The 23394-nt window shown below is 46.6% G+C and carries 20 protein-coding genes and 1 other annotated feature; of the genes, 9 read left to right on the top strand and 11 right to left on the bottom strand.

Features of this window, described 5'->3' with window-relative positions; translation table 11 throughout:
- Both hisG and hisL read right to left on the bottom strand, forming a co-directional pair.
- Positions 1-900, bottom strand: a complete 900-nt coding sequence (hisG, locus tag M988_RS12960; protein WP_004095958.1) for an ATP phosphoribosyltransferase — start codon at positions 898-900, stop codon at positions 1-3.
- An 83-nt stretch (positions 901-983) separates the two neighbouring features.
- Positions 984-1110, bottom strand: a sequence feature (His leader region).
- The gene (gene hisL / locus M988_RS22865; RefSeq protein ID WP_102961614.1) at positions 1086-1136 is read right to left on the bottom strand and encodes a his operon leader peptide; all 51 of its coding nucleotides are present in this window, start codon (positions 1134-1136) and stop codon (positions 1086-1088) included. (Overlaps the previous feature by 25 nt.)
- A gap of 437 nt (positions 1137-1573) precedes the next feature.
- Between hisL and M988_RS12955 the strand changes: the two genes are divergently transcribed.
- Positions 1574-2401 (top strand): SDR family oxidoreductase, encoded by an 828-nt coding sequence (locus M988_RS12955; protein ID WP_061060222.1) that lies wholly within the window; start codon positions 1574-1576, stop codon positions 2399-2401.
- Between the two features lie 286 nt (positions 2402-2687).
- On the opposite strand, the gene rimO is transcribed toward M988_RS12955, so the two are convergent.
- The 3 genes from rimO to M988_RS12940 form a co-directional block, all read right to left on the bottom strand.
- Positions 2688-4004 carry a 30S ribosomal protein S12 methylthiotransferase RimO gene (rimO, locus tag M988_RS12950; protein WP_039189046.1) on the bottom strand — a complete coding sequence of 439 codons (1317 nt, stop codon included), beginning with the start codon at positions 4002-4004 and terminating at the stop codon, positions 2688-2690.
- A 68-nt stretch (positions 4005-4072) separates the two neighbouring features.
- Complete coding sequence (locus tag M988_RS12945; RefSeq protein ID WP_064574477.1) at positions 4073-4954, bottom strand: helix-turn-helix transcriptional regulator; 882 nt, start codon at positions 4952-4954, stop codon at positions 4073-4075.
- Between the two features lie 2 nt (positions 4955-4956).
- Positions 4957-5505 (bottom strand): kinase inhibitor, encoded by a 549-nt coding sequence (locus tag M988_RS12940; protein WP_064574475.1) that lies wholly within the window; start codon positions 5503-5505, stop codon positions 4957-4959.
- 296 nt (positions 5506-5801) lie between these two features.
- Between M988_RS12940 and deoD the strand changes: the two genes are divergently transcribed.
- From deoD to M988_RS12925, 3 genes are all read left to right on the top strand, one after another.
- Positions 5802-6509 (top strand): purine-nucleoside phosphorylase, encoded by a 708-nt coding sequence (deoD, locus tag M988_RS12935; protein ID WP_064574474.1) that lies wholly within the window; start codon positions 5802-5804, stop codon positions 6507-6509.
- 36 nt (positions 6510-6545) lie between these two features.
- A complete protein-coding gene (gene tsgA / locus M988_RS12930; protein WP_064574472.1) occupies positions 6546-7727 on the top strand; it encodes an MFS transporter TsgA in 1182 nt (393 codons plus the stop codon).
- Between the two features lie 114 nt (positions 7728-7841).
- Positions 7842-8678, top strand: coding sequence for a nucleoside-specific channel-forming Tsx family protein (locus M988_RS12925; protein WP_064574471.1), 837 nt, complete (start codon positions 7842-7844; stop codon positions 8676-8678).
- Positions 8679-8768: 90 nt separating this feature from the next.
- Here M988_RS12925 and M988_RS12920 read toward each other — a convergent pair whose 3' ends face one another.
- The 4 genes from M988_RS12920 to M988_RS12905 all read right to left on the bottom strand — a co-directional run bounded on the left by M988_RS12920 (position 8769) and on the right by M988_RS12905 (position 12981).
- Complete coding sequence (locus tag M988_RS12920) at positions 8769-9455, bottom strand: Crp/Fnr family transcriptional regulator (protein WP_064574468.1); 687 nt, start codon at positions 9453-9455, stop codon at positions 8769-8771.
- Between the two features lie 158 nt (positions 9456-9613).
- Positions 9614-10810 carry an MFS transporter gene (locus tag M988_RS12915; protein WP_064574466.1) on the bottom strand — a complete coding sequence of 399 codons (1197 nt, stop codon included), beginning with the start codon at positions 10808-10810 and terminating at the stop codon, positions 9614-9616.
- 405 nt (positions 10811-11215) lie between these two features.
- On the bottom strand, positions 11216-12037 hold the full coding sequence (locus M988_RS12910) for an MBL fold metallo-hydrolase (RefSeq protein WP_064574464.1): 822 nt from the start codon (positions 12035-12037) through the stop codon (positions 11216-11218).
- A gap of 50 nt (positions 12038-12087) precedes the next feature.
- A complete protein-coding gene (locus tag M988_RS12905; RefSeq protein WP_064574463.1) occupies positions 12088-12981 on the bottom strand; it encodes a leucine-rich repeat domain-containing protein in 894 nt (297 codons plus the stop codon).
- Positions 12982-13212: 231 nt separating this feature from the next.
- Here M988_RS12905 and M988_RS12900 point away from each other — a divergent pair, with 231 nt between their 5' ends.
- The 5 genes from M988_RS12900 to M988_RS12880 all read left to right on the top strand — a co-directional run bounded on the left by M988_RS12900 (position 13213) and on the right by M988_RS12880 (position 19734).
- On the top strand, positions 13213-13851 hold the full coding sequence (locus M988_RS12900; protein ID WP_039189034.1) for a homoserine/threonine efflux transporter: 639 nt from the start codon (positions 13213-13215) through the stop codon (positions 13849-13851).
- Positions 13852-14292: 441 nt separating this feature from the next.
- On the top strand, positions 14293-15030 hold the full coding sequence (locus M988_RS12895; protein ID WP_004095927.1) for a gluconate 2-dehydrogenase subunit 3 family protein: 738 nt from the start codon (positions 14293-14295) through the stop codon (positions 15028-15030).
- A gap of 3 nt (positions 15031-15033) precedes the next feature.
- Positions 15034-16818, top strand: a complete 1785-nt coding sequence (locus M988_RS12890; protein ID WP_004095925.1) for a GMC family oxidoreductase — start codon at positions 15034-15036, stop codon at positions 16816-16818.
- A gap of 12 nt (positions 16819-16830) precedes the next feature.
- Entirely contained in the window at positions 16831-18159 is a 1329-nt protein-coding gene (locus tag M988_RS12885) for a c-type cytochrome (protein ID WP_008812950.1), read from the top strand.
- A 366-nt stretch (positions 18160-18525) separates the two neighbouring features.
- The gene (locus M988_RS12880; RefSeq protein ID WP_064574461.1) at positions 18526-19734 is read left to right on the top strand and encodes a serine hydrolase; all 1209 of its coding nucleotides are present in this window, start codon (positions 18526-18528) and stop codon (positions 19732-19734) included.
- A 326-nt stretch (positions 19735-20060) separates the two neighbouring features.
- On the opposite strand, the gene M988_RS12875 is transcribed toward M988_RS12880, so the two are convergent.
- Both M988_RS12875 and M988_RS12870 read right to left on the bottom strand, forming a co-directional pair.
- A complete protein-coding gene (locus tag M988_RS12875) occupies positions 20061-21428 on the bottom strand; it encodes an L-serine ammonia-lyase (protein ID WP_004095916.1) in 1368 nt (455 codons plus the stop codon).
- A 167-nt stretch (positions 21429-21595) separates the two neighbouring features.
- Positions 21596-22885 carry an HAAAP family serine/threonine permease gene (locus M988_RS12870; RefSeq protein ID WP_008812952.1) on the bottom strand — a complete coding sequence of 430 codons (1290 nt, stop codon included), beginning with the start codon at positions 22883-22885 and terminating at the stop codon, positions 21596-21598.
- Between the last annotated feature and the right edge of the window lie 509 nt (positions 22886-23394).

Raw genomic sequence — 23394 nt, 5'->3', positions numbered from 1 at the left:
TTACTCCATCATTTTTTCAATTGGCAGAACCAGAATCGAGCTCGCACCCAGAGACTTCAATTTTTCCATGGTTTCCCAGAACAGGGTTTCGCTACTCACCATGTGCATCGCTACGCGGTTTTGATCTCCTGCCAGTGGCAGCAGGGTTGGGCGTTCAGCGCCAGGCAATAGCTGAATGATTTGCTCCAGTTTGTCGCTGGGCGCGTGCAGCATGATGTATTTGGATTCGCGTGCCTGAATCACGCCTTGAATACGGGTCATCAGTTTATCGATGAGTTCTTGTTTAGCGGCTGGCATTTCGCCATCGCGCTGGATCAGGCAGGCTTTGGAGCGGTAAATCACTTCCACTTCGCGTAACCCGTTGGCTTCTAACGTTGCGCCGGTGGAAACCAGATCGCAAATGGCATCAGATAAACCGGCACGCGGTGCGACTTCCACTGAGCCATTCAGCAGGCAGGACTTGAAACGGATATTTTGTTTATCGAGATATTGCTTGAGCAGGTGTGGATAAGAGGTGGCGATACGTGAGTCTTGCAAACACTGCGGGCCGTCGTAAGGAACGTCTAACGGCATAGCCAGCGAGAGACGACAGCTGCCGAAATCTAAGCGACGCAGGGTAAAGTAACGAGGATCTTCCCCTTGAGCGCGACGGCTTAACAGTTCTTCTTCCAAAACGTTTTCGCCGATAATGCCCAAGTCAACGACGCCATCCATAACCAGACCGGGGATATCGTCATCGCGAACGCGCAGGATATCGATAGGCATGTTTTCCGCGAACGCAATCAGGCGCTGTTGTTGTAGGTTGATTTTTATTCCGCAGCGAGCCAGCAGTTCTTGCGAGTCTTCACTCAGGCGACCGGATTTCTGCATGGCGATACGTAAGCGAGTTTTGTCTAACATGGTACTTCCCCTAATATTTTGAATTCTGTGATGTTGTATGTCAGTTAATGCTGTTTGCTGAGTTGTTGGCTAAATCGTAGATAACAAAAAAGCCCTCGGAAGATAATCTTCCGAGGGCTCTCTTTTTGCGTTCTGCGCCACTGGAAGATTGTTAACCGTCTTCCAGCACTCATCGGCCTGTCAGACTAGTCAGGATGATGGTGATGATGGTGGCTGAACTGAACGCGAGTAAGCATTTTTTGTAATCCAATAAGCAGGCAGACACGATTGTCTGCGTTAACTGTAAATTAACCTAAACCATATGACAGGGGGATGGCAACCCCTTTTTTATGGTTATTTTTTGTTTGATTAGCCGCTTAGTTCGACAGTAAAAAGTTTAATATTTCGTTTTTGTTTCATTTATCTAGCATGATTGATTATTACTGACAGTACTTTACTGCACGATATCTCGTGAAAGTGGCTTATAGCCGTCATACTTGAAGTTGCATCTTACTGGCGGTGCTGAGCGTGTCCTATTCACGGAATCGCTCTTAAGAGCCAGTATTTGCTGCCTTGATGTAATGCCAATTATTTTGGGGATAGAGGATGAATTGTGCTATATGGTCGGGCTATAGTTTGTGCTTGAATTATTTGCGATTGAATCGCAAGTCATAGGTGTCGAGAGGGTGCCGCAATGAATAAAGTAGCGATAGTTGGCCTTGGTTGGGTGGGGATGCCACTGGCTTTGTCACTTTTGGGACGTGGTTATCGAGTGGTGGGGAGTAAAACCACTCCAGATGGCGTTGAAGCGGCCCGCATGAGCGGAATTGAATGTTATCCATTGGTGATGACGCCTGAGCTTGAATGCGAGCAAGACGATTTAGAACAGTTGCTGGATGCTGACGCGTTAGTCATTACGCTTCCCGCAAGTCGTAGACCGGAAGAAGGCGAACGTTATCTTCATGCCGTTCAACTGCTGGTGGATAGCGCGCTGGCACACAATGTGCCGCGCATTATTTTCCTAAGCTCCACGTCGGTTTATGGTGACGCCGTGGGTACGGTAAACGAGCGTAGCGAACTGCAACCGACGACCAGTGCAGGCCGCACGTTAGCAGAGCTGGAAACATGGCTGCACGATCTGCCAAATACCTCGGTAGACATCCTGCGTTTGGCTGGATTAGTGGGGGCGGGCCGCAATCCTGGAAGATTTCTGGCGGGGAAAACCGGCGTAATAGGGGCAAGCAGTGGGGTGAATTTGGTGCATCAGGATGATGTTATCGCCGCGATTCAAATGCTGCTGAAATTGCCGCAGGGTGGGCATGTATACAATCTGTGCGCGCCGATACATCCGACTAAAGCGGAGTTCTACCCACCGCTAGCGCGTTCTTTAGGCTTGGAGCCGCCGCAGTTTGCACCTGAGGAAAAACCATCGCAGGGTAAGTTGGTCGATGGTTCGTTAATCAGCAAAGAACTGGGATTTGAATATCAGTATTCTAACCCCGCGCTGATGCCGTGGAATTGATTTTGTCTTTTGTTGTCATAAAAACGCTGCCAAAAGGCATAATGCCGGTCACTTAAGCGTGATTTTAGGGGAAGTACACCGATGGGGTCGTAGCAGCTTTAGCTGCCGACAACTTTGCAGGGAGCAAAGTTGAACAACGCTTTAGCGTTGACCCCTAGGGTGGAACACATAGATGTGTTCCATAACCGCCCCGCGGTGTGCTAGCCCCGTGTATCTCGATCTCTTAAACGATCAGCATTAGTCAAAAGGCAGCTGTTTCGTATCAAGTGAGCAGATTACGCTAAGTTTAAGCGCAAACGCTGCCCCACATGTCATATTCATCGACGTTTTCAATGGTGACGTTAACCACATCGCCCACTTTCAGCTTGGTTTCACCGTTCAGGTAAACGACTCCGTCAATCTCTGGAGCATCGGCCATACTACGGCCAATGGCGCCTTCTTCGTCTACTTCGTCAATAATAACCGGTAGTGTGTGGCCTACTTTGTCTTGCAGACGTTGAGCTGAAATCTGCTGTTGAAGCTGCATGAAACGGTGGAATCGTTCTTCCTTCACTTCTTCAGGAACTTGGTCAGCCAGTTCGTTGGCGGCAGCGCCTTCAACAGGGCTGAACTTGAAGCAACCCACACGGTCCAGTTTGGCTTCGCTTAGGAAATCCAGCAGCATCTGGAAATCTTCCTCGGTTTCACCTGGGAAACCAACGATAAATGTCGAGCGCAGTGTCAGCTGTGGACAGATTTCACGCCAACGTTTGATTCGTTCCAGCGTACGTTCTACCGCACCAGGACGCTTCATCAGTTTAAGGATTTTTGGACTCGCATGCTGAAGTGGAATATCCAGATACGGAAGCACTTTTCCTTCTGCCATCAGCGGGATCACGTCATCGACGTGCGGGTACGGGTAAACATAGTGCAGACGAACCCAGACGCCAAGCGATGATAGCTGCTCGCACAGGCTAATCATGCTGGTTTTGACCGGCTGGCCGTTCCAGAAACCGGTGCGGTGTTTAACGTCTACGCCGTAGGCAGAGGTATCTTGCGAAATGACCAGCAGCTCTTTCACTCCGGCATCCACCAGCCGTTTGGCTTCATCTAAAACAGAGCCAATCGGGCGGCTATCGAGATCGCCACGCATGGATGGAATGATGCAGAAAGTGCAGCGGTGATTACAGCCTTCGGATATTTTTAGATAAGCGTAATGTTTTGGCGTCAGTTTCACGCCTTGTTCCGGCACCAAGCTGGTGAAAGGATTATGCGTTGGCTTAGGCACGTACTGATGCACGTGTTTGAGCACGGCTTCATAACTATGCGGGCCAGTAATTTCCAGAACTTTAGGGTGAACTTCGCGGATCTGGTTCTCTTTTGCCCCTAAGCAGCCAGTAACAATTACTTTTCCGTTTTCGTTGAGAGCTTCACCGATAGCCTCCAACGATTCCTGAACGGCACTGTCGATAAAACCGCAGGTATTTACGATGACAAGCTCAGCGTCATCGTAGCGAGGCACAACATCATAACCTTCGGTGCGCAGTTCGGTCAGAATACGTTCGGAGTCCACCAGATTTTTCGGGCAACCAAGGGACACAAAACCAATACGCGGTTGTTGCATATATTACGCTCACAAAATGTTCAAAGAATAAAAACGGCTGAGATTTTACACGGGAATGTACCCCGCCTCTAGTTTTTATCATTGTGAGCTAGCTCAATTGAGCGCAACGGCTTAACCGGATTGTTATCCTCATGTTTTTGTGGATGTTGTTTCATTGCCTGCCTTAGCGCACTGGGTGTTAAGCCGAAATGTTGGCTAAAACGAGCACTAAATCGCGATGCGCAATTATATCCTCCATGATACGCAATCTCCCCAATACTGAGCGTACTGCTTTGTATTTCATAGAGTGCGTTACTCATACGAACACTTTCTAAAATAGAGCGAAACCCCTGATTTTCTGCCGCTAAACGGCGTCTCAGCGTTGAGCTTCCCATCTGCAGTTGATGAGCAACGTCATTTACACTCCAGTTGTGCGCAGGGTCTCGCAGCAATACCTGTTGTACCTGAGCCGTAAGGGGATCGTTTCTGTTGCGAAACAATATTTCGCCATAGCCAGAAAGTGCCAGTGCCAGCAATACTCCATGAAGTTGGTGTTTTTGCAGCTGTGGTGGTGTGTCATTGTGCAAGGTGTTCAGCAGTCCTTGCCACGTCAGACGAATATTGTCATTAAGGGGAATACATAGTGAGTTTGTTTGGGGGCTCTGTCTCGCCACGGAGCCATGAGATTGCTTAAATTCGCGTAACAATGGTTCTGGAATATAAACCATGTCGGAGATATACAGCCCTTGTTTGGGGGTATTGGCGATGCTGATTTCTGATCCTGCGGGGAACAGGATAAGAGAATGGGGAGTGGCAATTTCAGCGTGCTTTCCCCATTGCACTGTTTTGCTACCAACACGAACATGGCATAACGCGGGGGTGAATAGCGTGATTCGATGCAAGCTATGAGCGCAACGAGCGACTATTTCCTGTGCGGTTAATCGATGTTCCGCGTGATTGATAGCATGCATGTTTAGCGTCCGTAGTGAGGGGTGATTTCCGCATGGGCCAAGGCGTTGGTATTCAACATAAAACCGACTAAAGCACCACTGGATTGACTATCAATGGGTAATTTATCCGTTTTAAGTGCCCAAACGGTAAAGCGATAAGGGTGAGGTTTATCCCCTGGAGGAGGACAAGCACCGCCGAATCCGGCATAACCGAAATCATTCCGGCCTTGAACTGCGCCTAAGGGCAGATTCTTCCCATCTTTTGCACCGGCATTGGCCGCCAAAGTATGAATATTGGCTGGAATATTGACTACCGTCCAGTGCCACCAGCCGCTACCTGTCGGGGCGTTGGGATCGTAAGCCGTGATGGCAAAGCTTTTTGTTCCTTTTGGCGCATTTACCCACGAGAGTTGTGGTGAGGTATTTCCCCCATTACAGCCAAAACCTTGATAAACCTGCGACTGTTGTAACGATTTACCTTGCTGAATATCTGAACTGTGCAAGGTGAAGCCTTCAGCAAACACGCTTAATGACGAAGTTAACAGTGCTATACCTAAAATAGCTTTATTCATTCTGATGTCTCCCTTGATTGGTATAAATACAATACCCAAAGGAATATCAGTAGATTATGCCGAAACGCTCTGATGATGTGCTGAAATGCGCATGGAACAACATTGGCGTATTCCGTTTGAGCCTTGTGCGTAAATTTTTCCGTAGCCCCACCAGATATCACCCACCATTTCTGACTATCTATCAAAAATGAGATGCCGATCCGTTGAGTAGGACTTATGTCCTCAAACTATGACCTGACCATACATACAATCACGTCAACGGCTTCTCCTTTCTACCTTAATTTGCAGGAAATTTTATGACAGCACACATTAATGCGAGACCTGACGATTTTGCCTCCACCGTTGTCATGCCAGGCGATCCACTGCGGGCAAAATTTATTGCCGAAAACTACCTGACAAATGCGCGTGAAGTGACCAATGTTCGCAACATGTTGGGCTATACAGGCCTCTATCAAGGACAACCTGTTTCGGTCATGGGGCACGGTATGGGTATTCCATCAATGACGTTATATGCCCATGAACTGGTTCACGACTTTGGTGTTAAACGAATTATTCGCATAGGAAGCTTAGGAGCAACACAGCGCGATATTCGTATGAGAGACATTATTTTGGCGGTTGCTGCAGGTACGGATTCAATCACTAATGCTAAGCGGAGTGCCGGTTATCACATGGCGACCTCCGCATATTTCCCTCTGTTGCATGAAGCATGGTGCCAAGCAACAAAGGCCGGAATTCCAGTCAAGGTTGGTAATGTTTTCAGTGGAGATCTTTATTACGATCCTGATGAAAATTTGATCCCCGCGTTAGAGAAATTCGGTGTGTTGGGAATTGATATGGAGGTGGCAGGGTTATATGGGCTTGCACACCAGTTTGGGATAGAAGCTTTGGCAATTCTCACCGTGTCAGATCACTGTTTAACCGGAGAGGAAACAACAGCCGAAGAACGGCAGCTGACATTTAGCCAAATGATTGAGCTAGCTTTAAATACGGCTATAACAGAATAAAAACAGCCTAAAGCGATACACCAGGGAAATATAATTATGAAAAATAAACTTGCACTTACGGCTATTAGTTTCCTAGCCAATTTTATTATGGCTGGTTTTGCTAGCCAGTTTGGGATGTTAATCGAACCTATCGCTAACAGCTATAACGCAGATATTAATGCGGTAGCCTCAGTTTTCTCATTATTAAATGGGGGAGCGTTAGCGGGAACCGTGGCGGCGTTCTTCTTAATTGAGAGAATAGGCGTCAAACGCATGACATGTATTAGCTATTCGATTGTGTTTCTTTGTGCCTTAGCAATGCATTGGATAGGGGGGATCTGGGTCGTCATGGTTGCCATGACGCTGGTGGGTTTTTGCGGTGGTATTGGCTTATGTATCGCAGGAACTATCGTTGTTGCCGTTTGGCATGACAAAATCCAAAGTACAATGTTAGTGGTTCAAGATGCGACTTTTAATGTGGCAGGAGTGGTGTTCCCTCTAGTAACGACATATGCACTCACCCATAATATGTCTTGGAGTTATAGCTACTTAACGGTTGGGATAGTGGCTCTAGCGACGTTAGGCATTGTGGCAATGACAAACTTCTCTCGCTGTGAACCTGAAAAAGTATCGGGTCAGACAGAAGCGGTTAAATCTGAATGGAACTTCGGCATTATTAGCGGTGGCATTGGGTTGTTTTTAGGAATGTTAGCGCTATATACCTTCCTAACCTGGGCTCCGCTATTTGTTAAACAAAAGTTTGGTATACCATTCGAAGTTGCCGGAAGTATTATTACGCAATACTGGGCCGCTGCATTGGTCGGGGCATTGGTTTCTACGGTAATTGTGTCCAGAGTGAAAATCCATTATTTCTTGATGGGGGTTATCATGCTGGCATTCATTATCACGACCTGTATTGTAACGACAAATAATCTTAATCACTTAGACTATTTAGCCTACGGTTATGGCTTTGTTTGCGCGGCGCTTTATAACTCATTCATTGCTTATGGTGTTTCATTTGTAAAACACGCCAGCAGTCGAAATGTTTCTTATATTCTGATTAGCGGTAGTGCTGGTGCAATGTTTAGTCCTGCTATTAGTGCTTTGTTAGAAAAAACGCTAGGTATACAAACAATTATGTACGCCATTCCTATTCTCTATTTCGTGATCATGCTGATGCTAGTTGCAGTATTAAAAACGTTTAACCGTAATTCTCATAAGGAATCTTGTGTTTTATAGCATGATTATTTCATCTTATTGATTCGCCAATACTCTGGGAACTAAAAATAACTATTTTAATAAAACAAATTAATTGTACTAATGCTTATTATTAAATTTATAAGGAACGTAATTATGGCCAGCACAGTCTCTTTGGGTTTAAATAAAACTATATTAGCCTTTATTTTCTCTGGGTTAACGTTTGCTGCAAGCGCAGCTGACTATAAGGACGGAGACACACATAAAAATGATTATAAGTGGTTCCAGTTTAACCTCATGCAAAGCGTGGATGCCAAAGTACCTTATGGCGCACACAATGATACCTATTTAGAAATGGAGTTTGGTGGTCGTTCTGGGATATTTGATTTATATGGCTACGTTGATATCTTTGATATTTTCGACCGCAAACAGGATGATCGCCATGATAGCGATAACTTTTTTGCAAAAATCTCTCCTCGTGTATCCTTGGATGGGCTATTTGAAACTGATTTATCGGTTGGCCCCATTGAAGAATGGTATTTGTCGACCGTAACAAACATTGGCGATCGCGAATTATTTGAGCATTATATTGGTCTGGGTGCTGATGTTAATGTACCTTGGTTCGGAAAAATGGGGATGAACGTTTATGCTCATTATGTCCGAGAAAACTATGGAGCAGCCAATGAAGGAAAATGGGATGGCTACATGTTTTCAACCAATTGGTCTACGCCATTTTATAATTTCTCAAACGGAAGCTATCTAAGCTATCAAGGATATTTGGATTATCAATTCGGTGCCAATGAGATATCTAACGATGGGCTGCATAGCAATAATGCCATTGAGTGGTATAACGGATTGTATTGGCACTCAGAACGCTATGCTATCGGTTATGGTTTAAAATACTTTCGAAACATGGCACTAACCCAAAATGAGGTTGGTGCAGGTAAAACGACCGGTATAGGTCATTACTTCGATGTGACCTATAAGTTCTAATGGTTAGTCTTTAATAATAAAAGCCGAATCTATCTATTGAACACGGCCTGCTGCAATAAACTGTAGTTGTCAGTATTTATTGTGGCAGGCTTACTCTTCAATATCGTTGCCTAAAAATTTCTTCAGCTCAGCAAGGTTTTTAATTTCTAAACCTTGTGGTCCACGCATAATTAAACCACCATCTATGAGTTCTTTGACTGCCCTGCGATAGACTCGATCGGTTGTACCAAAACGCTCAGCCTCAAGATAGTTTTTTGTAAAGCCATCCATGGGTAATTTATTCTGATACTGTCGGTAGAGATCGTAAGCGACGTTATGAGCTATCGGATAAAGCATGCGATGAAGGAAAATATCTAGCGTATCTTGATAATCAATAGCCATAGCGCTGGCAAAATAGATTGCTAACTTGGGGTGCTGACTCAGTGCTATTTCTAGCTGTTCACAGCTACAGAGTGCAACGGTCAGCGGTTCCTCCGCGATAATATCGAGTTGGCAGGGATATCCTGTGAAGAACTCCATTTCACCAAATAATTGCTCATCACATTCCATTGTGCCTAGCTGAAAGCGCCTGCCATTTTCAGCGCTGTAGCCGAGGGAGATTTTGCCTGAAGCCACCATCATCAGCTGTTTAACTGCTTGACCCTGCCTGAAGAGATGCTCTCCCTCTGCGATGAGACATGTTTCGTTTAAATATGCACGCAGAGTTTTTTCAACGAGAGCATCATCCTGCTGCCAAATCCCCTGAAAGCGTCCTTTAGCCAATGATTTTAGCTGCATACTCTCACCTGTGCTGTATTCGTACTGTTTAATTCATATGATACCTGAATAAACATTAAGAATAATCGCTTGGCTGGTGAACATGCAGCTTGTATTTAAAAACTGCGATCCTGCTAGAGAAACCGCAGTTAACCGTGTTGACTAGGCCACCACGACTCTTACTCCATTAGTTTTCTTTTAACAAATAGCTGAGCACAAAGCAGAAGCACCAAGATACCGGCCATCACGAGTAAATGCTCAATGCGGAAATGATCGGCCAGTGGGCCAAACAGCACCATCCCTAGCGGCAGTGCACAGCAGTTAGCCACCTGTACCAAGCTGAAAATTCTGCCATGCATGACAGGGTCAACCTTTTCCTGTAATAACGCGGTGATAGGTGCGTTAAAACATGGCATGGTAATTCCAATCAGAAAATTAAAGGCCAGATAAATGGCAAACACCGGTGCGCAGCCGAGCGCAATCATGCAAAAGCCATAGGCGCCGCCCGCCAACAAGGTGGTTCGCAGGCGACTGTTGAATCCGCCCCACATCGCAATCGCGATGCCGCCCACGATGGCTCCGCTGCTAAATGCCATTTCATTGATAGCCAAACGCCAGGCCTCAGGGCCAAACGAACGGCTAACCATTAACGGAGTCATAAACGCCGCGGGACTTATCAGAATCATCATGACAATCAAAAAGATAATCAGATAGCGGATAAAAGGGTTTTCCTTCAAATAGTAGAAACCTTCTCTGATGGCCTTGATTGTCGATTTGCCCTCAAGATTTTGGCTGGAAAGTCTGGCTAGCTTCAGCATCGACATCAGCGTGAGCGCGATAGCCGCGGTGATAACATCGACAAAGAAGATTTTCTCGATAGATAAATAGGCATAGAGAACGCCGCTCGTCGCGGGAGCAATGAGCATATTCAGTGAACTCAGTGTGCTATTGATCCCGTTAACCCTGATTAAATGCTCTTTGGGAACCAACTGAGGAATAATGGAGTTAACCGTTGGCGTTTGGATTCCTGTACCAAAAGAGCGTACCGCTAATACCGCAAAAATGAGCCATAACGGCTTGTATCCAAGGATAAATGAAATCGCTAACAGCAGCGTAACTACGGCAATCACCGCATCCGAAATCATGCTGACATACTTGCGGTTATAGCGGTCAACCCACACGCCAGCAAACAGAGAGATGATGAGCTGTGGTAAAAAGCCACATAGGGTGGATAGGGTGATCATCAGCCCAGAGGATGTGGTCAGCGTGATATACCAGATAATGGCGTACTGCACGATCGAAGAGCCAAACAGCGAAATGGTTTGGGCAGATAGGAAAAGGGTAATGTCCTTTTTCCAGTAAGAATGTGGAGTCATAAGGTTGATACTCATTCATAGAAAGCCATTCAAAAGCCGGATAACGTTGAGCCGGCTTAAAGATTGTTTACTTCAACAATCCGTCACAGATGTCTTGCAACATCAAGGGGCACAGATAAAGCGTGGAAGGTAGCTTGTAAACTCTCGATTTCAGACAGCACGAAACGACGTAATTAAACGACGAAAAGCGGCTGGCTGATGAAGAGTTTAAGCGGCAATACGCTGCTGATTAGGCTCCGAACAACGCTTCATCTTTCGATTGCGCGGAGCTGCGTCTGGTGACGGACTTTTTGAAGTAGCTGCAGACCATGAAATAAGCTCACTAATAGGGGATGAATTCCCCTTAGATTGAGCGTGGATTATATCTATGGCTTATGGATTGGGCAAACCATCGTTGTTAAAAGATTATTCCAAACTTAGGCTATCGCCGGTGTTCAGCGGCTGCGAGTTGGGCAGCCATAAACGCCCCCAGGCTCCCGTGCAGTGACAACCATAGATGAGATCGATATTTTGTGCTTGAAAATAGCGGCGGGTGCTGAGCATTTCGCGAATGCCTGCACTGCGTAGATGCAGACCGCCAATAACGGCGCTGACTTTATCGATGCCGGTAATATGCTTGGCATAACGGATGATATCGCAGATGCCTGAGTGAGAGCAGCCAACGATAATGATGAGGCCTTGGCTTCCCTGCCAAATGAGACAGCTATCATCCTTAACGTAGTCGGTGGTGAAGCCATCTTCGTTTTCAATAAGGCCAAAACTTTTGTGTTTATTGCTGCGCTCAATTTCACCAGCAAAAATAAATCGACTGCCAATCGATACGGGATGGCGAGAAAGGCGAAAAGGAAAATGCGTTTTAAGCGCTGTTTCGCTATTTTCTGGGGAGATTTTTTTTAGTCTTATCGCGCGTGAACCGACAAATTTTCCCGCATAACGAGTAAGAAAGACGTCTGGGTGACAAATGACTTCGGGCTTATGCGGCGTATGAGGAATGAGGTAGGGCAGACCGCCAAAATGATCGTAGTGTCCGTGCGATAACACGACGCGAGTAAGGGTGCCTAAATCAATTCCTAAGCGGTGTGCATTGTCACAAAATCGCTGATCTTGTCCGGTATCAAATAAGATGCGTTGTTCACCATCGTCCAACAATAAACTTAATCCTACGCCGCCGTCTAACTGTGGGTGATGGTTTTTATTTTCTAACAGTACCGTGATGTTGAGCGACATCCGTTTTCTCTTCTATTTATTATCTTATCCGCGGGCTTAGGCCGCGCTTTTTAGATATGAATTAGGCAGCCCTGTTTTACGAGTGAAGCCAATTGCTCTGGATAAGTGGTAAATGAATTCCAGCGTAGATCGAGGCGTTTAAGATTTTTAAGTTCCTGAATGCTTTCCGGCAGCGACGTCAGATTATTGGCGCGCAAATCCAGCGTCTGCAGTTGAGTCAGTGCGGCAATCGTATCTGGCACTTCAGACAGATTGTTAAATCTGAAGTTGAGATCTTGTAAGTGGTTCAATTGAGCAAATGAATCAGGGATAGATTTAATCCTATTACCTGAGATATCGAGTACCCGAAGCTGGGTAAGTTGCCCGATTGAATCAGGAAACTGACTGAAATGGTTGTTCATCAGATGCAATTCTTGCAGATTTTTCAGTTCGCTAATTTTTTCTGCAAGAACGGATATTTTGTTGTTGTATAAGCGTAACTCCTCCAGCGCTGACATCGCAAAAACAGCCTCAGGGATCGCCGTGAGATGATTATCGGTGATGTTGAGGTAGCGCAAATTCCGCAGGGCAGAAAATGTGGCGGGAATGTCCGTAAGCGAGTTATTACTCAAATAGAGATAAATTAGCTGCGTGAGCTTTCCCATGGTGTCTGGCAGTTCGGACAACCGGTTATGCCCGAGATCGAGCATTTCTAACGCCCTAAGCTGCCCGATGCTGTCGGGAATTTTGGTCATCTGATTACAGGAAATATTGAGCACCTGAAGTTCAGATAGCATTCCAATTTGCTCAGGGTATGAGCTCAATTGATTATTATATACGCTAAGCCCCGTCAGGCTTGCGTTGAGTTCAATACCATCGAGACATTCAAGCTGTTGGTTATCCAGATTGAGGAACCGTGTATTGCTTTGGCTAGAAGATGAGCTTGTTCGCTGGTGTAATAACATACAAACTGTCCCAATAAGTCATGCCGAGGGCGAATTCATCAATCTAGCCAGTTTGCCAAGAGATGAAAAGGTTAAGGGGCTAAAACTGAGGTGTGGAAGAACAAATAGCCTCTTCATGACGCGATGAGATCTTTGTGAATACGCTTGTTTTTAAATAGTGATAGAGAGCACATCGCTGCGATGAATAGATTTTCATAATGCATAACATATTGGCAAAAGTTGAGATGAGCTATGGAACCACTGCATGCGATTTGGGTCACTATTGGGTTGTTTGTTCTCACATTTTTTAATCCCGGCGCAAACCTCTTTGTGGTGGTGCAAACCAGCTTATCTTCAGGGCGTCGAGCGGGTGTGTGTACGGGTTTAGGGGTTGCACTGGGGGACGCTATTTATTCCGGTCTGGGTCTATTTGGTATGGTTGCCTTAATGACCCAGTTTGAAAGCCTGTTTTCATTGATAAAAATAGCAGGCGGCCTCTATTTGCTTTGGTATGCCTACGGCGTCGTGCGTAATCAAAATGACGTGCAAATTAGCGCATTGCATACGCTTATTCCCGGAAAGGGCGCGGTGTTTTTTCGCCGTGGTTTGATTACCGACCTTTCTAATCCGCAGACCGTGCTTTTCTTCATCAGCATTTTTTCCGTCACGCTGAGTGCAGATACCCCTATCTGGGCTAAGTTGTTGACATGGGCAGGTATTGTTTTGAGTTCTGTGCTGTGGCGAATTTTTCTCAGTCAGGCTTTCTCTCTTTCCGTGGTGCGTCGTGCCTATTCTCGTATTCAGCGCGTTGCCAGCAAAATCATCGGCGCAGTGGTGGGCATATTTGCTCTGCGGCTTATCTATGAAGGTGGCCGTGAATTAAGCCACTAATCGTAATATAACATCACGTTGCTGAAGTATTTGCTCAGATATCAACTATGCTGATACTGGGTGAATATTGTGACATCGTGTTGGGGGCGATATGTATGATTAATATGCCTAACGGCTATATTACTAGGTAAGCCACCTCTTTTTACGCTAGCGAATATCTGCGCTTGCTGCTCTGTTTTTGTATATAAACTTGTTAGTTTTTATTGTTTGTTTTTTGTTCAATTAAGCAACATTTCGTGCGATCTATCACATTAAACAATTAACAAATTTTTAGTGTTCCTTTTCTACCCTAATCAGCAAGTTACCCGTAACAGTGTCCATTATTTAGCCCAAAACCGCCATTTCAAAACGTAGCGGAACGTAAATAAATGTTTCATAACAACACATTCATCAAGGAAATGGTGTTAAATAACTGATAACATTTTGTAAGTGGGCAATGTCATGGCAAAAGAAACCTCAGGAAGCTCGAGAAGAGATTTCCTACTAAAAACAATAACGTTAGTACCCGCAGTGGCTATTGGCGGAACGGGAATCGGCTCTCTTGCCGCTCCGGCCATCGTTCAAGCGGCAGAACCTAAAGCGCCAGAAAAACACACGGCGCGTGATTACAATCCTACCTTTTTCACCCCTGAAGAATATGCCTTTGTCAAAGCCGCCGTCGCACGTTTGATTCCCAATGACGATCGCGGCCCTGGGGCTTTGGAAGCAGGCGTTCCTGAGTTCATCGATCGCCAGATGAACACGCCGTATGCCACGGGTTCCCAGTGGTATATGCAAGGGCCATTTAATCCAGACGCCGAGCACGATTTTGGCTATCAACTACCGCTAACCCCACAGCAAATTTATCGTTTAGGCGTGGCTGAAGCGAATGATTATGCCAAAAAGCAGGGAGGTAAAGTTTTTGCTGAGCTACCGCAAGATAAGCAAGACGATCTCTTAAGCCAGATGGAAGGCGGTAAGGCTGAATTCACTCAGGTTCCGTCTAAGGTCTTTTTCTCTTTCTTACTGCAAAACACGCGTGAAGGATTCTTTAGCGACCCTATTCACGGTGGCAATCAAGGAATGGTGGGCTGGACGTTAATTAACTTCCCCGGCGCACGAGCCGATTTTATGGACTGGGTAGAGCGCGGTGAACGTTATCCGTTCCCTCCGGTATCTATTCGCGGAGAAAGGGGATAAGTCATGGCGAATACAATGAAGAAAGTTGATGCGGTCGTGGTTGGGTTTGGTTGGGCCGGTTCTATCATGGCGAAGGAGCTAACCGAAGCGGGCTTAAACGTGGTGGTATTGGAAAGAGGTCCGCATCGTGACACCTATCCTGACGGCGCTTATCCGCAGGTTATCGACGAATTGACCTATAACATCCGCCGTAAACTGTTCCAAGACCTGTCGAAAAGCACCGTCACAATCCGCCATAATGCTTCGCAAACCGCATTACCCTACCGTCAGCTTGCTGCATTTTTACCCGGTACGGGAACCGGTGGGGCTGGGTTACATTGGTCAGGTGTACATTTTCGTATCGACCCTATGGAATTGCGCATGCGCAGCCATTATGAAGAGCGTTACGGTAAAAACTTTATTCCTGAAGGCATGACCATTCAGGATTTCGGCGTGACTTATGAAGAGCTTGAACCCTATTTTGATAAGGCTGAAAAAGTATTTGGCACTTCGGGTACACCGTGGAGCGTAAAAGGTAAAGTTGTCGGACAGGGTAAGGGAGGCAATCCGTTTGCGCCGGATCGCTCAGATAACTTCCCACTGCCTGCGCAGAAGCGCACCTTCTCTGCACAAATGTTTGCTCAAGCAGCTGAATCTGTGGGCTATCATCCTTATGATTTGCCATCGGCAAACACCTCTGGTCCATATACCAATACCTATGGTGCGCAGATGGGGCCATGTAATTTCTGCGGATTCTGTAGCGGCTATGCATGTTACATGTATTCCAAAGCCTCTCCGAACGTTAACGTGTGGCCAGCGCTGCGCCAAGAACCTAAGTTTGAGTTGCGTACCAACTCACATGTGCTGCGCGTTAATCTGACCGATGATAAAAAACGCGCCACTGGCGTAACTTATGTGGATGCGCAGGGGCGTCAGGTTGAACAGCCTGCTGATTTGGTGATTCTGGCTGCATTCCAGTTCCACAACGTGCATCTGATGTTGTTATCTGGAATTGGTAAACCTTATAACCCTATTACCAATGAAGGTGTGGTGGGGCGTAACTTCGCTTACCAAAACATTTCGACTATCAAGGCTTTCTTCAATAAAGATATCTTCACCAATACGTTTATTGGTGCGGGTGGCGCTGGCGTGGGTGTCGATGATTTTAACGCTGATAACTTTGACCATGCGAAATACGGCTTTGTCGGGGGATCTCCATTCTGGGTGAATCAGGCGGGGACCAAACCTATTTCAGGTTTGCCAACGCGTCCGGGCACACCAACGTGGGGCAGTAAATGGAAAGCGGAAGTAGCTGATGTCTATTCGCACCATGTCTCTATGGATGCACATGGCGCACATCAGTCTTATCGTGCCAACTATCTGGATCTCGACCCGAACTATAAAGATGTTTATGGCCAGCCGCTGCTGCGTATGACGTTTGATTGGCAAGAAAATGACATCAAAATGTCGCAGTTCATGCATGGCCGGATGCATAAGATTGCGGAAGCCATGAACCCTACTGTAATCAGCGGTTCGCCAAAATCTGAAGGAACGCATTTCGATACCACGGTCTATCAGACCACGCATATGAACGGCGGCGCGATTATGGGGGAAGACCCTAAAACTAGCGCGATTAACCGCTATTTACAAAGTTGGGATGTGCCAAACGTATTTGTACCGGGGGCATCTGCATTCCCACAAGGTTTGGGCTATAACCCAACAGGTACCTTAGCGGCACTGACTTACTGGTCTGCTCGTGCAATTCGCGAACAGTATTTGAAAAATCCAGGACCGTTGGTGCAGGCATAAGGAAACCAGAAAATGAAAAAACTTATCTCAGCTCTGGTGCTTAGCGCGATTAGTCTTAGTGCCGCTGCGCAAGAAACCAGCGGTGTCGATTTGATTAAACGTGGTGAATATCTGGCGCGAGTCGGTGACTGTGTGGCATGTCATACTAGCAAGGGGGGAACACCTTTTGCGGGGGGGCTGCCAATGGCCACGCCGATTGGCACCATCTACAGTACCAATATTACTCCGGATAAAAAGCACGGTATCGGTGAATACTCATTTGAGGATTTTGATAAAGCGGTACGCCACGGCGTTGCTAAGAACGGCGATACACTTTATCCCGCGATGCCATATCCTTCTTATGCGGTGGTGACTGAGCCGGATATGCGTGCGCTCTATGCTTACTTCATGCAAGGGGTAAAACCTGTCGCTCAGGCAAACAAAGACAGTGATATTCCTTGGCCTCTGTCGATGCGTTGGCCGCTGTCTATCTGGCGCGGTATGTTTGCCCCTGATGTGCAAGATTTCACCCCAGCACAGGGTGAAGATGCCGTATTGGCGCGCGGTCGCTATTTGGTTGAAGGCTTAGGGCACTGTGGTGCCTGCCATACACCTCGCAGCATCACAATGCAGGAAAAGGCATTAAATAACGATGAGGGCGAAGTCTATCTATCAGGTAGTGCACCGATTGACGGTTGGATTGCCACGAATCTGCGAGGCGATTATAAAGACGGCCTAGGAAGTTGGAGCGAGCAGGATCTGACTGAGTTCTTGCGTACGGGGCGCAACGATCGTACTGCGGTGTTTGGCGGTATGACTGATGTGGTTGAGCACAGCTTGCAATACTTAACTCCTGAAGATGCCACGGCGATTGCGCGTTATCTGAAATCGCTTCCAGCGAATGATAAGGATCAAAAGCCGTTTAAAGAGGATAAAACCGTTGCTAATGCGCTGTGGAAAGGCGATGACAGTAAAACGGGCGCTGCATTGTATGTGGATAACTGTGCTGCGTGTCACCGCACCGACGGCAGCGGCTATACTCGATTCTTCCCAGAATTACGAGGTAATCCTGTCGTGATGACGGATGACGCCACTTCGCTGATCCACGTGGTACTTACGGGTAATACGTTACCCGGAGTGCAGGGGGCTCCATCGTCTATCACCATGCCAGCGTTTGGATGGCGCTTAAACGATCAGCAGGTCGCAGACGTCGTTAACTTTATCCGCACCAGCTGGGGGAATAAAGCTCCAGAAATTACGGCTAAAGATGTGGCCAAGGTGCGTGAGGATAAAGATATTATCCCTGACCCTAAACTGCTTGGTAGCCCTGACATTGAAAAATTGACGGCGAGTCAGCACTAGCATAAACGACCCCGGCAAGTCCGGGGTTTTTTATCGATTGTAGATAGGACAAATTTATATAAGGCATTACCCCTTAGTCTGTTGATGCGGCAATCTAGCGGCAATGGCGAACGCGTTTATTCTCTCCCCAGTACCCAAGAAAACGCTATCGCATCGTGAGTTAGTGACAAATCGACCATGAGCAGCACAACGATTAAGCAAAAAAATTGATTAGCGAGTCTGTAAGGTTGGATTATATTTAAAGGACTAATAATCGGGGGTTTATTCTTTAAGTTAAAGCCGTTATGGTTCCAAGCAGGGCTTGAAAAAGCTTTGCGAAGGTAAAGATTAATTTTTGTTTATCTGAATGGATACGCTGGCATCATCATGAAGAAAATCGCACTCACTACGTTAATCAAAAAAATCACTCTCGGGGCAGGCCTAACACTAATGGCGATCCCGATGACCTATGCCGATGAGGCTGCACCAGCGGCCCCACAAATCAACGCCAAAGCCTATGTGCTGATGGATTACGATAGCGGGAAAATCTTGACTGAAGCTAACGCCGATGAGCGTTTGGATCCCGCAAGTCTGACAAAAATCATGGCCAGCTATGTGATTGGACAGTCAATCAAAGCAGGAAAAATCACGCCGAACGATATGGTGGTGGTGGGAAAAGATGCTTGGGCAACGGGGAATCCCATCTTACGTGGCTCGTCGCTGATGTTCCTCAAGCCGGGCGATCGCGTGCCCGTCTCTGAGTTAAATAAAGGTGTGGTTATCCAGTCGGGTAACGACGCGAGTATTGCATTAGCTGATTACGTTGCTGGAAGTCAGGACGCTTTTGTGAGCCTGATGAATAAATACGTTGAGGCTTGGGGGCTAAAAAATACGTCGTTTAAAACCGTGCATGGTTTGGACTCTGAGGGCCAATACAGCTCGGCACGCGATATGGCGCTGATTAGCCAACGTCTGATTGCCGATGTGCCTGATGAATATGCGCTACATAAAGAGAAAGAGTTTACCTTCAATAAGATTCGTCAGGTCAATCGTAACCGCTTGCTCTGGGATAGTAGCCTAAACGTGGATGGTATTAAAACCGGCTACACGTCTGGCGCGGGGCACAATCTGGTTTCTTCGGCAACCGATGGGCCAATGCGCTTAATTTCCGTCGTGTTGGGTGCTCCTACGGATCGTATTCGCTTCGAAGAAAGCAAAAAATTGCTGACTTGGGGCTTCCGTTTTTATGAAACTGTAACGCCAATCAAAGTGGGTCAGGCATTTACTACCGAAAAAGTCTGGTTCGGGGATAAGAGTGAAGTCGAGTTGGGCGTGAATAAAAACGCCGCTGTCACTATTCCGCGCGGGCAGTTAAAAAATCTGAAGGCAAGCTTTACGCTCAATCAGCCACAGCTTGAAGCCCCTCTAGCTAAAGGGCAGGTGGTGGGAACTATCGATTTCCAATTGAATGGTAAAACTATCGAACAGCGCCCGCTGGTGGTGCTAAATGAGGTTAAAGAGGCGGGGTTCTTTGGCCGGATGATCGATTTTGTGATGATGAAAATTCATCAGATATTCGGCTCGTGGTTTGATTAAGTCATAGTGCCAATAATCAGCGTGCAGGACGCACGCTGATTTCTTATTAATTACTCCTCCGATCCCTATGTGCGACTAACTTAACCGATAAAAAGAGTGTACTTACCTATTTTATTGGTTTTGAAAGGTCTGTGATGAGGTCGCTTACTGAGTCGCTTTGGCTGGAATACAAGAGGGGGGCGCGGTGGGAGAGGCTATTGGGGATAGAGATATTCACCATATTGAGACTCAAAGTGCGAGCAACAATTGTTAACTCGCACTTTGAGGTTTTGTGGCTGAATCAACGGGTGTTTAGTTTGGCCACTAAGCACCCATTAACAATAGAATCAACCGCAGGTCAGTACTTTCAACGCCAAGCCACCGCGTGATGTTTCGCGGTATTTTGAGTTCATGTCTTTGCCCGTTTCGTACATCGTTTCGATGACTTTATCCAGACATACGCGTGGGTCGCTGGTACGGCGCATTGCCATACGTGAAGCATTCACCGCTTTTACCGCAGCGATGGCGTTACGCTCGATGCAAGGTACTTGAACCTGACCGGCAACTGGGTCGCAGGTTAAACCAAGGTTATGTTCCATAGCAATTTCTGCTGCCATGCATACCTGTGCCGGACTTCCGCCCATCAATTCGGTAAGACCTGCTGCGGCCATCGAACAGGCTACGCCAACTTCACCCTGACAGCCCACCTCTGCACCAGAAATCGACGCATTCATCTTGTAAAGTGCACCGATAACCCCAGACGCCAAGAAGTAACGAGAGTAGGAATTGGTGTTAACTTCGCGAATAAATTTATCGTAATAGGCCAGAACCGCCGGAATAATTCCGCATGCGCCGTTGGTTGGCGCCGTCACGACGCGCCCGCCGGCCGCGTTCTCTTCGTTTACCGCAAAGGCGTACATGTTGATCCAGTCAACAACGGCCATTGGGTCCACGCTCATTTTATCATGGGTGACCAGCATGCGACGCAGTGCTGAAGCACGGCGCGGAACACGTAGTGGCCCAGGCAAAATGCCTTCAGTATTCATACCGCGCTCAATTCCGCTGCGCATAACATCCCAAACGCGCGTGAAGTGTGCATCGATCTCTTCTTTGCTATGCAAGGCGAGTTCGTTTTGCATTACCAAACCAGACAGAGACAGGCCCGATGCTTTGCAGTGCTCTTGCAAATCAGCCGCGCTCTTGAATGGATAAGGTACCTGAACTTCATTTTCAGATTGCTTGCCGAAGTTTTCTTCGTCAACGATGAAACCGCCGCCGATAGAGTAATAGGTTTTGCTGTGAACAACGCTATCCCCTGACAGCGCAGTAATGCGCATACCATTTTCATGCAGGGAAAGATTGTCTTGGTGGAAATTCATGCTGGTTTCCAGCGGAAAATCCACTTCGTGCTGGCCTTTAGCCAACAGTAAACGCCCACGCTGTTCTACATCTTTGATAAAGCCTGGGATCATGTCGATATCGACGCTATCAGGCATGTTGCCTGCTAATCCCATGATAATAGCCAAATCCGTGTGGTGGCCTTTACCGGTCAGGGAAAGTGAGCCGTAAACGTCAACCACTACGCGGGTGACATCGTTCAAGATGCCTTTTTTAATCAGATCGTCAGAGAACTCTTTACCGGCTTTCATTGGGCCAACGGTATGGGAGCTGGATGGGCCAATGCCAATTTTATAAATATCAAATACGCTAATCATGTCGCCTCCGTACGTGAAACAGGGCTATATCCTTCGTACTTGAAGCTGCTGCCGTGCTGCAATTCCAATTACTTTGGATATAAAGAATGATGCTGCCAGAGAAGGGGAGTGATACGGCCAGCGCGAGAGAATGTGCGCTGGCCGGTAGAACATAACTCTTACAGCGATTAACCGAACAGGGTGTACAGGATTGCAGAGATTGCAATCAGACCCATGACAACCACGAACACGTTGCTGATGTGGCCGCTGTATTTACGCATCGCAGGTACTTTATGGATGGCATACATTGGCATCAGGAACAGGATCATCGCGATGACTGGGCCACCCAAGGTTTCAATCATGCCCAGAATGCTTGGGTTCAGCGTTGCAACAGCCCAAGTCGTCAGCAGCATGAACAGCGCAGTAATTTTGTTCAGCTTATTCGTTTCGATGGTTTTGCCTTTGCTACGCAGAGACTTGATAACCATACCGTTGAAGCCTTCACGAGCACCCAAATAGTGACCCAAGAAGGATTTAGTGATCGCGATGAAGGCAATAACAGGCGCCATGTATGCGATAACTGGAGTATTAAAGTGGTTAGCTAAGTAGGACAGAATTGAGATGTTCTGTGCTTTAGCTTCTGCCAGATCTGCTGGAGACAGGCTCAATACACAGCTAAATACGAAGAACATAACGGTCAGAACCATCATGATGTGCGCATAAGCCAGAATTTTGGAGCATTTCTTTTCAGCATCTACGCCATATTCTTCACGTTTTGCTACCGCGAACGCAGAGATGATAGGTGAGTGGTTGAAAGAGAACACCATGACAGGAATAACCAGCCACAGAGTCATCCACAGGCCGCTTCCGTTCATAGACTGAGTCATTGCAGCCGTTTCGAAGATAGCGCCATTCCAGTTAGGGATCAGATACAGAGCCAGCAGCATCAGTACCGCAACAAACGGGAATACCAAGATGCTCATTGCTTTAACGATGAACTGTTCACCCAGACGAACAATCGTCATCAGACCCAGAATCAGGATCAGAGACAGAATTGCACGTGGAGGAGCCGTCATACCCAATTGGTGAGTAATGAAGCTGTCAACGGTGTTAGTGATAGCAACGCTGTAAACTAACAGAATTGGGTAGATAGCGAAGAAGTAAAGCAGGGTAATCAGTTTACCTGCGCCAACGCCAAAATGCTCTTCTACAACTTCGGTGATATCTTCACCAGGATTTTTACCAGACAGCACGAAACGGGTCAGACCGCGGTGCGCAAAGAAAGTCATAGGGAAAGCGATAATAGCCATGATGATCAGTGGGATTAAGCCACCGACACCGGCGTTGATTGGCAGGAACAATACGCCCGCGCCAATCGCTGTGCCATACAGGCCCAGCATCCACATGGTATCTGACTTACGCCAGGCCGTTGCGGAACCAGAAGTAGAAGTAACAGTACTAGTCTGAGTAGTGTCCATAGGGTCTCCGAAGTGAACACGTTTAAAACAGTTTCTTTTCAAAACAAGACATCGTTCTAGCGTGAGATTTCACGAAAGAACTTTATTCAATTCAACATACTTAGTGTGTTGTTTATAACCTGGTTTATTAAAAAATGGATTTACACCATTAAATAAAGCCTAAAGCCGCTGCACTATATAGGAACTCACTTTTGTCTGCTCGACCAAAATAAGAAAAATCGAACAAAAAACAGTCCGTTCATAACGCGATCTTTTATTCGTAATGTGCAGCAATGGTTTTCGGCGGCAAAGATATATTTTTACAGTTGAAACGTCCGTGATCCGCCTCTCAAATGCGATATTCACTCGATTTTATGGCGTTTTTTCTATTTTTGGGGCTAAAACAAACACACAAATTTAACAGGGAAAACAATGCTGATTAACAGTCATAGGATAAATAGTAAAAATTCGTTTCTTATGTGAAATAAAAATCACGATTTCACTTAATTTCAAAAAACGACAATTTATAA

This window comes from Hafnia paralvei ATCC 29927 (assembly GCF_001655005.1).
Lineage (GTDB): Bacteria > Pseudomonadota > Gammaproteobacteria > Enterobacterales > Enterobacteriaceae > Hafnia > Hafnia paralvei.
The sequence above is the reverse complement of the archived record's forward strand: the minus strand, read 5'-3'. Positions and strand labels throughout refer to the sequence as shown.